We start from the raw sequence: 12704 nt of genomic DNA, 5'->3' as shown, positions 1-12704 counted from the left end.
CCGCATTGCCTCGCCTTAATTGTTACCGGATCCTAAGCCGTTGCCTCACGTAAATTGCTCCCCTGGACCGGGAACGAGCGAGGGGCGGAGATGGGGTGGCTAAGCATGGCAACGCGGAAGGAACTGACGGCGGCGGCAGGCGTGCGCTATCGGCGGTCGGATCGCGCGAAGAAGGCGCGGATATTGGACGAGTTCGTCGACATCACCGGATTCCATCGGAAGCATGCGATGCGTCTACTTCGAAACCAGGAAGGCGTACATCCGGGCCGACGGGCGCGACGTCGGATATATAATGAAGCAGAACACACCGCACTCGTGCTGCTTTGGGAGGCGTCAGACCGCATCTGCGGGAAGCGACTGAAAGCATTAATGCCCGCGCTGATTGAGGCGATGGAACGGTACGGGCACCTCGACCTTGCCCCTGAGATTCGCACCAAACTTTTGGCGATGAGCGCTGCGACGATCGACCGCGCCTTGGTGCGGGTTCGAGAAAAATTGGGTCGCAAGCGCCGGCGGCACGCGGGGCATTCCCTGCGTCGCAGTATTCCAATACGGACTTCGGCAGATTGGAATGATCCGGCGCCGGGATTCGTCGAGGCCGACCTTGTAGCGCATAGCGGTCCATCTGCGCGCGGCAGCTTCATCCAGACCCTCGTGCTCACCGACATTGCTACCGGCTGGACAGAGTGCGCACCTCTGATCGTGCGCGAACAGACGCTGGTGAGCACGGTGCTGACGGAATTGCGCAAGCAATTGCCTTTTGCGCTGCTCGGCTTCGACACGGACAATGACACCGTGTTCATGAATGAGACGTTGAAGGCCTACTGCGAGGCGGCCAACATTGTCTTCACGCGTTGCCGTCCCTACCGGAAGAATGACCAGGCGTTCGTCGAGCAAAAGAACGGCGCCGTCGTGCGCAGGATGGTCGGCTATCGTAGGTTCGAAGGCCTGGAGGCGGCCAAGCTACTGGCGGAACTCTATCGGTCAGCGCGGCTGTTCGTAAACTTCTTCCAACCTTCGTTCAAACTGTTAGCCAAGCAGCGCGACGGTGCTCGTGTACGTAAGACATACAGCGCGCCGGCAACACCCCACCAGCGCCTGTCAGCGGACGCCCGCACGCCTGATGCGGTCCGCCACCATCTCCAGGAAATCTATACCGCTCTCGATCCGGTCACGTTGTTGCGCGACATCCGCGACGTGCAGGAGCGCCTCGCGGCGCTCGCGGATATCCAACCATCCGCCCATCCTGCTGCGGCATCACAATCGATTGATCGCTTCCTGGCAAGCCTGCGAACGGCCTGGAAGGACGGCGCCACGCGCCCGACGGATCGGCCAATCGTGAAGGCTAAAAGGGGCCGGCGTCGTCCCGATCCGCTTATCCGGGCAACGTCAGATTTGAGAAAATGGTTTGAAGCCGAGCCTTGGCGGACCGGCAGCGAACTGCTCTCGCGCCTGCAGGTGGAATATCCTGGAGACTATCCGAACAAGCTTCTTCGAACCCTTCAACGTCGGTTGAAATCCTGGCGCAGCGAGCAAGCGAATGCGCTGCTGTTTGCTTCAGAAAAAATGCCGCCAGGGCATGAGGTCACAACACCCCAATGACGTGCGAGGTGCCAGCGGAGGAGGCCGGGCGCTCCGAAACCCCGGCCATCTCCGCACCCGGCCTCCTCCTCAACTCAGGCCAGGAGCAAAATAAATGAGGCAACTGATCGCGCCCGGGAGCATCGATATGTGAGGCAATACGCGGCTCATCAACGCGGTGATGCCGGCGCCCGCGAGACCGCCTCGTCTCATGCAATTGGGTTCTTTGGTGAAGGTTGCGGAATTCACGGGCGCGAATAAGGTCATAAGATCAGAATCGCAATCGATGCCCGCGATTCGCCCTTGCTCCATGCCTTCCGCTCGCTGGTTTCCCCCGAGCTTACGATCGTCCAGGTCCTTCCCCATGCCGATAAAGTGGTGCTCGTTGCTCGGTCGAAGGTCGCGCTCTCGTTTCTGTCACGCTTAGCCGACTTGCCGTGGTAGGGTTCGGTCCCATGCGTCACGATAACGTCGGAGCAGAACGGCGCTTGCGATGATCAGAAGAATATCAACGTAGATATCAACAGATTGAGCGCGTGTTCCGTTTGGGGCGTGTGTGTGATGATTGTCGGGTAATGAATGTATGACAGTCCGACGCTTGCATATATCCCCGGAGCGAGATGCGCGATGTATGTTCCCGTGACTGCTGTGCTATCGCGGTGCGCAAGCTGGCCTTTTGCCAGAGCAGCATCCACTGCAAGCTTACTCCAGGCCGTGTTGGTCGCCACGAGAGCAATCAGATCACTGGGCCGGCTATCAAAAGGTCCCTTTGCATAAAGACGAAGCTCGTAATACCGGCTGATCCTGTTGCGCTCAGGTGGAGCTCCCATGACGGAGAAGCCGCCGTAGATGCCGCGAGACGGCGACCCAAGGGCGTCACTCTGCCAGAGCTGCCTGTCCGCAGCGATGTAGTGAAAATTATTTCCGCTCTCCCTTTGTTGCTTGGGATCCGCCAAATTCGTGTAGCGGCTCCTGTTCAAACCAACGCCCGCCCGCAGCCACGTGTCGGGTACGCCGGGAGCAGCCTTGCTCTTGTAGCCGGCTTCTTCGACAAGAAGGATGCCTGCATTGGCCGTGCTCCATTTCAAGCCGGTGGGATTCTCGGTTATATGGGCATAGGCACCATCTGGACTGATTGAGCGCTGGACGGAGACCTTGTTGTACAAGCGAGCGTCAAAATTGTACTTCAAGTTGGCCGCTGGCGTGGGCGCGGCATTGGTGCTCATCCCAGCCTGGAACAAGGCAGACATGTTCGATCCTGTGATTCCTCCGAACAATGTGCCGGTGAATTCATTCTGGTTTCTGAGGTAGCCAAGTTTGAGTTCTAGTGTCCTGTTGAAGAAAGTCTGGTAGTAGGCGAGCGTATTGAGTCCCACCCGATCTGGCCCTGGGCGATCCCACGTCCAGTATTGCTGCTCGGCCCCTACGACAATCTGTCCGTCGGCAATGCCAAACCGGCTCAGATCGTAGGTGACGATCATGAAGTTCGCCGACGCGAAAGTCGGATTCTGGCCCATATAGAGCTGGTTTGCGATAGTGCTTCTGGCTGCATGCGGTAGCTGGTTGCTTGCAAAGGAGTTATGTGTCCACCCGATATAGCCGATGCCGACGTCCGCCAGCGCAGATCTAACGCCCCCCTTGTCCTGATCAATCGTATCTGCAGGACCAGGGATGGGGAACCACAACCCTTTTTCACGCAGATTGTCGTACCTTTGGAAGGGATCGATCGTTTTTTGCGGTCTCGTCTGAGCAGCCCTGTCCGCATTGCCGCGCTTCTCCAAAGGCACTCCGGGACCTGCTGCTCGCGCCGGGGCAGGAGGGCGGATTGCCTGACAGATCAGGTCGATCGGGAGCTTTGCGGCCCGGTCGGAAGTCTTTCCTCTTTTGCTGGCCTGATCCACAGGGTGGTTACTAGGATCAAGTCCGCTCGCGGTTTGTGCCAGTACGGGATTGCCGACCAGACAAGCCGCTAGCGAAAGTGCGATAGCAAGCCCAGATTGCTTGCCCCTTGGTCTTAAATTGAAAGAAAGTGCTGCCGTAGCCGAGTATGTCCGGGGCGAGGTCGTCGCAAGAAGGCAATCACGCATGGCGTAGTTCGGGTCCATGTCTGCCGGCCATGAATATGCGGCCTGATTGGCCCGAAGTGAGCTCGCGGCGGCGTGTGGCACGCGCCTGCTTCCACATCGTCATTGCAAGCGCAGCCAAGCAATCCAGACCCCCCCGCAGTGGCAGTCTGGATCGCTTCGTCGCCAGCGCTCCTCGCAATGACGAGCAAGCGGCATCGCGGCTGTCGTTTCGCGTCCGTGGGGGAGGGGGACGAGCCAGAACTCGATCTATCCGAACAGAGCCACTCAGGCTTCCTGAACCTCTCAGCTCGCGGCGCGAGGATGATCTGGTCCGAAACTTTGGTTGTGCGTGACGCCGGTGCGCCCAGAGCCAGCGGAGAGCGCTGGCTCGGCAAATGCTCACGAGCGCGCGGAGCGTTCTGTCCTGGCCGCCAAAGCGTTGCGAATGTCCACCTTGCTCACTGTGCGTCAGGCGAGTCTGGCGGTGGTGCGCATCTGCATCGAAGGCGGCTTTCTGGACCAAACGGCAGCCACCCGAAAGCAAGGCTAGCCGTGCAAGAGGCTTGGCTTCACGAAGCGTTTCATTGGTATCGTTGTCACCGAAACACGAGACGATCGGCGGGCTTGAAGGCCGAAGAGCTTTTGGATTTGCGCGCGCGGCAACCACACCACAACATCCAACGTGATAGCCCAGGGGACCGGAGGAATCAGCCATCGAGCAGCTTTGGCGGATATCGGCGAGCAGTTGCTTTCTGCCGTCGGCGCGGCAAAACCTGTCTTGCATCCAAAACCTTGATGTGCGCGGCGTTCGTTGGTTACGCTTGCCACGTGCCCGTCATCTCGAACAACCTGCCGGAACTGGTAGTTGATCAGGTGCAATGTTTGCCGGTCCAATCGCGCCATTGCGGCTCGGCCGATCAGCCGTGGCGCTTACGTGGCGCGTCCCAGACGAGGTTGCTGGTCTGGGCAATGCGTGAGGCGGGGCTCCATCGAACACTTGCAGGAATCAGTGGACGGTTTGCATTCGTGCCGGGGCACGGTAAAAAATCTGCAAGGTTCTTCTGAATGATGAGAGAATGCTGCGCCATCGCCGACTACGACGAGAACCATTGCTCGCTGGTGGCGCTATCATTGAGAACGCGCGCAAATTGTCGCGTTGCTCAAGAAGGAGCGTTTCATAGGAGTAGGCGCAGCCGATCGGGAAGCTCACCATAGATTGATTATTGTCGACGCTGGCAGCTCCTGGAACGCGGGAGCATCGCGAGCTATCGCGTCGACAAAATAAGCCTGCTGGAACGAGATCTTGAGCGAGGGACAATGGACTTGATTGATCAAGCGGCCGCTTCAGACTTGCGGCCGCTCTTGCACGGGCCGTCAAGACGGATTCTCCCGGTTTTGGTGCTCCCGCTTATCCTCGTCGGCTCGTGTGCTGCTAGCGCCTGGCTTTGGGCTAACCTTGAAGAGCCTGTCGAGACGCCGGAAAGCAGCGAAGTCGCTTCAACGATGAGCCTGCCACCGGAGGACAGGGCATCCTTGTCCGAGATAAAGTGGGCACAGCAGAAAAATGGTGATGAGATCGCAGAACTCAACCGCCGGATCGATGCCCAGCGGGATGTCCTCAAAGGGGTCCTGGATCAGATCACCATACTGACTTCGCGGATCGATGCGCTGCAGAGTTCAACACCTGTCCCTTCTGCTGCTTCCGAGCCTCCTTTGTCGCCAGCCCGGGCTGTTTCGAGCGCCGCCAGGAAACGCTTCGGGCGGTCCAAACCACAGGGACCTGTTTCCGTCGGAGGCGCGCCAGTGATCGCCGGACCGAAGACAGCCGAGCCTTGAGTCTGGGACGCTGCAGGCGTCGTCGAGTGTCCAACTGTGCTCGAGGAGGTGGACCGTAGCTTCGCAAAGCTGCCTCCAGCCGTAAATTTCCCGAAGCTGGTGCGGGCGCCGGCGTCTCCAGCGGCACGTCGCTGAGGCCGTCACCATCATCAAGAGCAGTCAAGGGGAGGTGGGGCAGAGCCCTTTCGGCATGATCGAGCCGTGGCCCTGAACGGCGGAATCCGCTGCGCTTCTCCTTCAAATCAGCTTCCCTTTAGTCAGCCCTCCCGGTTTGAGGCCATATCTGAAAGATCGTTGTCATGACACCGCCGCTGCATCCTCGAAATCTGGCCTGTCTGCCGGAGGTGCCTCTTCAGATCATTCCGTCGCGAAGAGCTTAAATGTTTGAGATCTGCTCACATGCGCGGCTTAGTTAATAGGGATACGGTCGAGATAGGTGTCGAATGCGGCAGCAACAGCACGAACGAGAAACCTGTGTTCCTGCTTGACCCGAATGAATCCCTCTTCAATGTCCACTATCCCGTCTTCGGCGAGCATTCCCAGCCGGTCGGCCGAATTGAGAAGAGGAATTGGATCAAATCCGTGAGCAGCACAGATCGCTGGTACGTCGGCCTGCAAATCGCACATCAGACGCTCGATAATTGCGGCGCGGAGGCGATCTTCGGGGGAGAGGCAGTAGCCTTTTGAGGTTGCCGGACGACCAGCCTGAATGTGTTGGTGATAGGAAGCGGTTGCGCTCTCGTTCTGAACGTAACCCTCACGCAGACGGCCGATGGCTGACGGACCTAAGCCGATCACGGTTTTGCAGGTATCAGCCGAATAGCCCAGGGAGTTGCGGCGAAGCTGACCGGCTTTCTGCGCCAGCGCGAGCTCGTCGTTGGGCAGGGCGAAATGGTCGAGCCCGATCTGGCGGTAGCCAGCCGAGACCAGCGTATCTGCGATAGCCGCGGCTTGCTCGGCGCGGGCGAGATTATCCGGCAGCGCCGTCTCATCGATCTGGCGCTGACGTTTCATATAGGAGGGGACGTGAGCATAGCCGAAAACTGCAAGCCGGTCTGGCCGCATGGCCAGAGCCGTCCGTGTAGAGTCCACGCAAGATCGCACCGTCTGATGCGGCAGTCCGAAGAGGAGGTCGAAATTGATGCGGCTTATCCCATGCTGGCGAAGGCTTTCGACGACAGACGCCGTCTGCACCTCGCTCTGGACGCGGTTGACCGACCTCTGAACCACCCCGTCGAAGCTTTGCACGCCGATGCTCGCGCGATTGACGCCGGCCACTTGTAATGTTTCAACCATCTCGGCCGTGAACGCACGTGGGTCGATTTCTATGGCGATGGTAGCTGATTTGCTGAACGCGAAGCAGCGTCGCAGGAGTGCCATCAAGGCGAGAAAATCGGCCGGTGCAATAGTAGTCGGCGTCCCGCCGCCGAAATGCACGTCGCTTACCGGCAGCGCGCGAGGCGCTTGCTCTGCGACCAAACGTATCTCGGCATGCAGCGTCGCCAAGTACTTGCGGATCGGTCGCTCGCTGCGAGTGAGGCTTGTAGGGAAGCCGCAATACCAACAGATAGCACGACAGAACGGAACCTGGATGTATAGCGACACGGGATCGTCGGGCGGCAGCCGCCTCAACCATGTCTCACAAGTCTTGGCACCGACGGTCGCGGAGAAATCCGGCACGGTCGGGTATATGGTGTACCAAGGCAGGCGAGCGTCGCAATACTTGTTCAGGAGAGACGTCTGCAAAGCCTAACTTTCTCATGGTCGAGCGGCATAAAGCTGACCGATGCCCACTGTTATGTCTTTGCGTTATGTCAAACGCGTCTAACGGTTCCTGAGATCTGGCCTGCTCTCGACGTCACGGCCAAACGCAGCGTTGGGGTTCATGCCTGGAAGTGAGCGCCGCTCGTCCGCAATTATTCGGACGTTTATGGTGGCATATGAATTTCTACGAGGACGCTCGAATTAGCGCGGTGTACCGCGACTAGCCGTGCGCAGTATCAATCGCTCATCGGGCAGCGTCGTTTCCGCATTCCCCCTGGCGTGCTGCCTTTTTGCGACGGAAACAGGGATCTTAAAACCTCAGCAGGGCAGCTGAGCTTGTTGCTGGACTTCCGAGGAAAGGCCGACGTGGTTGCTCCGCAATCGACGGATGCCTCCCGTTCAAGGCCGGAGCGTCACGGAGATAAGTGACTTGCTAGAGCAGAGCGCGATGTGCGATGTGCGATTGCAGCACGTGACGCTGCGTGCGATTCAAGTCTTTTGTAGCAGCTCACGAAAAACTTTTTTGGTTTCCAGCATAAAATCAATGAGCCTCAATTCCGCCACGCTGCTTGTCTCATTGCCGCAAGCATCATCACGGATGTACTGATGATGTTGGGGTGGCCCCGGCGCACTTCACGCCCCCGGCAAAGTGCGTCGGGACGCCTTGGTTCGCCGGCGTCTCGTTCAGATCCAAATACATGTCACTAACTCACAACGAGTTGGACGTCGTGCTGATGGCAAACGCGAGCTCGGAACGATTTGCTGTACTTTCTATTCTGCTTCATCGGTTGAGGCGTTTTGTTTCTGATAACGCCGTTGCAGCTGTTGATCGGCCAGATCGCATATCTATGCAGCGAGTCTTCATTGGCGTCGCATCAATGCGATGGACCTCCAGATTCGGTTCCACATAAGTCGCCTGGTGAGGCGTCGATCATCCCGTCACAAAACATTCCTACGCTGCGAGCTGGAGGCCATGTATGCAGGAGCCGGGGTGTAAGGTTGTGCCTCATGATTACAGAAAATGGGATTCGCATCCTGGCGTTCCAGTCCATTCACACTGGATCGATAAAGTGTCTGTTTCGAAAACCAATCGAGCGTGGACATCATCTTCGTAATATTCTCCATGAGGACGCAGCCCACACGCGCGCGAGAAAGGAGATTGCGCGGCCTTGCAGAAATACTATATTGAGAGTTCATCGCCCTATCGCTCCTAACCAAGTCGAATGCGCACCCTGGCGCGGTCCTCAGGGTAGTGAGAGCTTGCCGGATCGCCATCGATCAGGTGCTCTTCGTCCGGCACGCTTGATTGAAGCGTCGCGCCAGGCCATAGCCGAGATCGGCGTACGCCTCGTTTGCTCGCCCGGCCTGCCCGACGTTGATCCTGCAGGTCGATTGGAAGCGCGAATCGGATGCGATCTAGTACTGACCGTCCGCCTCAGGACGATGCGGAGCGCGCTCGGATCCGCCTCACCCTCGCTCGACCCTACGGCTTTTCGCGATCGTGTTGGCGGCTTTCAGTGTTGGGCAAGGCGCTCGGACCAGGCTTGAGCCGCGGCTCGCAGAAACCTTGTACTTCGATCTGACCGCGCTGGGATCGCCCGCATGAAAGATGCGCGTTTCCACTTTAAGCGCGAACCAATTGAATGCCGGCAACGAGCAGAACGGCCGCCAGTATGAATCTGATGGCTGTCTGGCTCAACCATTTCAGGCCGATTACTGCTCCAGCGACCGCCCCCGCCAGCGTGAAGATAGCGTATAGAGCCAAATCCGGAGAGGGAAATTGCCCGGTGAAAAGAGCTCCGACGAAGCCGACTGTGGAATTGGCCAGGATAAAAGGGGGTGATAGCGCGACGGTCTGCCTCGGTGATGCCCAATTCAGTGCGATGAGCGTCGGGGCGAGGAACACACCGCCGCCCACCCCAGTCAGGCCAGAAACGAGGCCAAGGACCGCGCCAATGCTCACGCTTTCCCGGAGCGGAATTTCGCCGACGCGATCGACAGCTCGTCCCCGCTGCATGATCATCACTGCGCTCGCCAGAAGAAGAACGAGTCCGGTTAGTGTTTTGTACATGTGCTCCTCGAGCACAATCAAGCCACCGGCAAGCGACGCTGGCATTGACGAAAAGAGAAGAGGGCGCAGGATTGTCCAGTCAACGACCTTGTTGCGGTTGAACAGCCAAGTAGAATAAGCCGCGACGACAATGTTGAGACCAAGCGCCGTGGGGCGCGTCTCTGTCGATGACATACCAAAAAAAGCCATTAGCGAGAGGAATGCAGTCCCGCCAGCCTGGCCAACGCTCGCATATAGCAGGGAGATGATCGCGAAGAGCAGGGAAGTCATGCTTCACATATCTTGGCGACGATCTTCGCCCGTTTTATTAGCAAGCCCATCATGATTCGTGCATCTGGTGCGGCCTAATTGTATTTCCGCTCGGGGCGGATCTAAGCGGTTCGCCGGAATCGTGCGGCCGGAGGTGTAGTCAGTTCAAGTTCCTTAGCGAGTGCCATGTGTGGACCCTCCCATCAATTGCCGAGGTTGGTAGTTGACTGGGCCCCAATAGGGGGCGTTTGAGGCCCTGAGAGGACGGCACTCGAGGGGGCGGCCGAGGTGAGCTGCCGAGGTGAGCTGCATTTGTTGCTGTAGCTTACCCCGTGCCGCAGCTCGCAATGGTACTGTCGCCTTCCCTCCCCATGTCATGAATGCTTCGAGGCACCTACCTCGCAACCAACCGTCCGCATTCGAAGTCCTTTTGCGACGATTGATTTTGGCGAAATCAACAGTTGGTATGGCACTTGCTAGTCCGATCCGGGGGCCTCTCCTTCTGGAATGCGCATGCAAAGTGTCTTCCGCATCAAACAGGTTTCGCGACTGCGCCTATCGCTTGTTGCGTTTTTGACGTGGCCCATTTCTGTCCGTTCGGTTCGTTTGTACCGGGCCTGCCGGACGGGCCCGATGAAATGCCGGACAACGATGCGGGGAGTATGGCGTCTGCATCGGATCTTCCGTTCAGCTCATCGATCGCGTCACCGACGCTGTCACACGCCGAGAATCAGCGACAGGTTAGCGATGGATGATTCGCAAGATTGGGAAAAAAGATGACACTTCTGTTGTCTTCATCTCAAAGCAGGGAATTGGTACTGACAAGACGCAGATCGAGTCTCGCACTGAAAGGTGCGTGCTCTACCTTACGTGTAGTTCAGAGCCCAAGATCTCCTCGTGCTCGCCCGAGAGACAAAGCGAAGCACCGTTCGGACGCGACTGCGTTTTCTCGCCATGCAAGCTAAACCGACCCAAGCATCTAGCCGTGCGTGCGCTCGGTTCTTGTCGCCAGCACAGTCCCGGGGCCCTCGGCCCTTCTATCACTGCCGGCATGAGTAAGATGGAGCATCCTTGTGTTCGCATGGAGTCGATCCGCACGGACGACAGGCGATGATCTCCGAGTTCGCCAGCTCGCCATCAGCGAGCACTTTGTCGATCGCCTCGGAGCAAGGATGATGACGCTATTCGGTTGTTTGACGATGCGATCATCCTGGCGCAGTCGCCGGCAGAGCAACGAATGCGGCCAATGGCGTCAGAGAAGGAAAATCGTTATGGGAAATTGGGATGATCCTGGAAATCAGCGAGAATGCAGTCAATTTTCATGTCAAGAATACGATGGGAAAGCTGGGTGCGACCAGCCGGATTCAAGCAGTCGCGATAGCTATTCGCCTCGATGTTCTTTGAATTCAATTGAGGAACGACCGCCAACTGTCACATCTTTGGCTTCCAGCTTCTGGCAAGTTGAGCACGGTGCTTTCGGTGAACTCGCAGATATAACCCTCCTTTGGGCAAGTCTGCATCTCGCGCTGGGTGAGGTTCTGGGGCTTCGTAAGGTCGGTAAGATGTGGAATCGGCCGATCTAATGCTCACTGGTCGGAGCATGGCTCTCTCCACCAGCGGGTGATTCTTTGCTCAGATGAGCCCGCACCGCTTGCTCGGGACGTCGGACAGGGGTCTAGGGAGAGGAACAGCTGAGGAAAGAACCCCGACCGCGGGCCGGGGTCCCGATTCATCCAAACGCGTGGAGATCTTTATCTGGCGAACGGCCAGCCAAACTTGTAGTTGAGCCGTGCCGTGATGAGATCGACGTCCTGGTGCGCGCGATCCGCGCCAAGGGCCGCTGGGAAGCTTATGTTGCTGCGCTGCATGAACAAGTGGTTATACTCGACGCCCGCTGACCAGTTCGGCGTGAGGCTGACTTCGGCACCGGCGCCCAGCACGCCACCCCAACGCACATCATTGTTTTTGCCAAGCTCGGTGCCGGTTGCCACCGAGTTGACGTAATAGGTGTTGCTGGTCACCGCAGCACCGCCCTTGCCATAAAGGAGCACAGCATTGAACGCGTATCCGATATGGCCCGTGAGTAGGCCGAATGCATCTGTCGTGGTGCCAACGGTGTCTGTCGGGAAGGCGGTGCTGACATTGGAGCCGCGGAAGTCGGCCCAGTTGCCCTGGCCTTCGAGGCCGTACACCATGTTGAAGATTTGCCAACGATAGCCGATCTGGCCGCCAACGGTACCGCCAGTCGAATTATGGCAGCCCTCGGAAGTGATGCCATTGAAATCCCAGCAATTGTGGCTCGTTCCCCAGCCACCGTTTGCGCCCATATAGTAGCCGGACCAATCGATAATCGGGGCCGCGACCGGCAGCGGTGCCGCCTTGACCTTGACGGGCTGCCCGGCCAGATCCGTGCCGAATGAGGGGGCGGCCGCACAGAGTGCGCCGATGCATGCAGTCAGAATAAGAATCTTTTTCATTCGCGTGTTGTTTCCTTTAGGTGCCCCAGGCACCGTGCCGTTTAACAACATGAACGCGAATTGCTGTAACTGGCGCACAACATGTCTTGGAAAGAAACGTGCCCAATCGCCCGCGGCGTCAGATTGCGGAGCTCGCGGTTTCCGCTGCTTTGCTTCTACCGAGACGCTGTGGCTCGGCAGTGGTCGCCTCGCGCGGATCATCCTCTTTGAAAATGATCGTTCATGATCACCTGCGACGCGGAGCAAAGCCAAAAGGTGTTCGGCTCCTTCCGTCGCTAAGCTGCGGCAACGCCCAGCCGCACTTACAGTACTGGATCGATGGCACGCCTCAGGCGCTTAAGGTCATTCTTCCGGCAACACGGACGTGCTATCGCTTGCAATCGCGAGCAACGCGATGCCGATCGATTGCAGGCTCGATCGCTTTGGCTCTGGAACGACCACAAGTCTAGCTCGATGGTCCGTCAACTTCGACCTTGATTGATGGGTCGGGAAGCCCACTGCGTGCTAGACAGTGCTCTTGCTTGAAGTTGCGCAAGATCGTGCCGAGCTCAAGGTCACCGTGGTCGGTTTCCTGGCGCGAGCGAATACCAGCGCGGCCGCCCCGTCTCGCCGCCGTCTGGGCCTGGTGTTCAGCTTCCTGGTCTCGGCCGCCAGAGGAGC

Annotated in this window: 7 protein-coding genes and 1 pseudogene; 3 read left to right on the top strand and 5 right to left on the bottom strand. The window is 58.2% G+C overall.

The genetic code is table 11. The annotated features are described in order from the left end of the window. Nucleotides 1-90: 90 nt before the first annotated feature. Entirely contained in the window at nucleotides 91-1602 is a 1512-nt protein-coding gene (locus IQ16_RS37565) for an ISNCY-like element ISBj12 family transposase (protein ID WP_011084703.1), read from the top strand. A gap of 476 nt (nucleotides 1603-2078) precedes the next feature. Here the strand turns inward: IQ16_RS37565 and IQ16_RS37560 are convergent, their stop codons facing one another. Together IQ16_RS37560 and IQ16_RS46075 are read right to left on the bottom strand one after the other, a co-directional pair. After that, nucleotides 2079-3686 (bottom strand): carbohydrate porin, encoded by a 1608-nt coding sequence (locus IQ16_RS37560; protein ID WP_223153702.1) that lies wholly within the window; start codon nucleotides 3684-3686, stop codon nucleotides 2079-2081. Nucleotides 3687-4193: 507 nt separating this feature from the next. Next, nucleotides 4194-4550 (bottom strand): hypothetical protein, encoded by a 357-nt coding sequence (locus IQ16_RS46075; protein WP_161966254.1) that lies wholly within the window; start codon nucleotides 4548-4550, stop codon nucleotides 4194-4196. A 414-nt stretch (nucleotides 4551-4964) separates the two neighbouring features. On the opposite strand from IQ16_RS46075, the gene IQ16_RS37545 reads away from it, so the two are divergent. Beyond that, complete coding sequence (locus IQ16_RS37545; protein WP_011084803.1) at nucleotides 4965-5483, top strand: hypothetical protein; 519 nt, start codon at nucleotides 4965-4967, stop codon at nucleotides 5481-5483. A gap of 408 nt (nucleotides 5484-5891) precedes the next feature. Here the strand turns inward: IQ16_RS37545 and hemN are convergent, their stop codons facing one another. Together hemN and IQ16_RS37530 are read right to left on the bottom strand one after the other, a co-directional pair. After that, nucleotides 5892-7229 (bottom strand): oxygen-independent coproporphyrinogen III oxidase, encoded by a 1338-nt coding sequence (gene hemN, locus IQ16_RS37540; protein WP_018648293.1) that lies wholly within the window; start codon nucleotides 7227-7229, stop codon nucleotides 5892-5894. Nucleotides 7230-8871: 1642 nt separating this feature from the next. After that, a complete protein-coding gene (locus tag IQ16_RS37530; RefSeq protein WP_011084806.1) occupies nucleotides 8872-9588 on the bottom strand; it encodes a sulfite exporter TauE/SafE family protein in 717 nt (238 codons plus the stop codon). Nucleotides 9589-10833: 1245 nt separating this feature from the next. On the opposite strand from IQ16_RS37530, the pseudogene IQ16_RS37515 reads away from it, so the two are divergent. After that, nucleotides 10834-10971 (top strand): annotated as a pseudogene (locus IQ16_RS37515) (LuxR C-terminal-related transcriptional regulator); the annotation flags it as partial. Between the two features lie 347 nt (nucleotides 10972-11318). On the opposite strand, the gene IQ16_RS37510 reads toward IQ16_RS37515, so the two are convergent. Further along, complete coding sequence (locus tag IQ16_RS37510; RefSeq protein ID WP_014497822.1) at nucleotides 11319-12044, bottom strand: outer membrane protein; 726 nt, start codon at nucleotides 12042-12044, stop codon at nucleotides 11319-11321. Nucleotides 12045-12704: the final 660 nt, after the last annotated feature.

The organism is Bradyrhizobium huanghuaihaiense (genome assembly GCF_007830635.1).
Taxonomy (GTDB): domain Bacteria; phylum Pseudomonadota; class Alphaproteobacteria; order Rhizobiales; family Xanthobacteraceae; genus Bradyrhizobium; species Bradyrhizobium huanghuaihaiense.
This window is presented reverse-complemented; position numbering and strand designations above follow the sequence as displayed.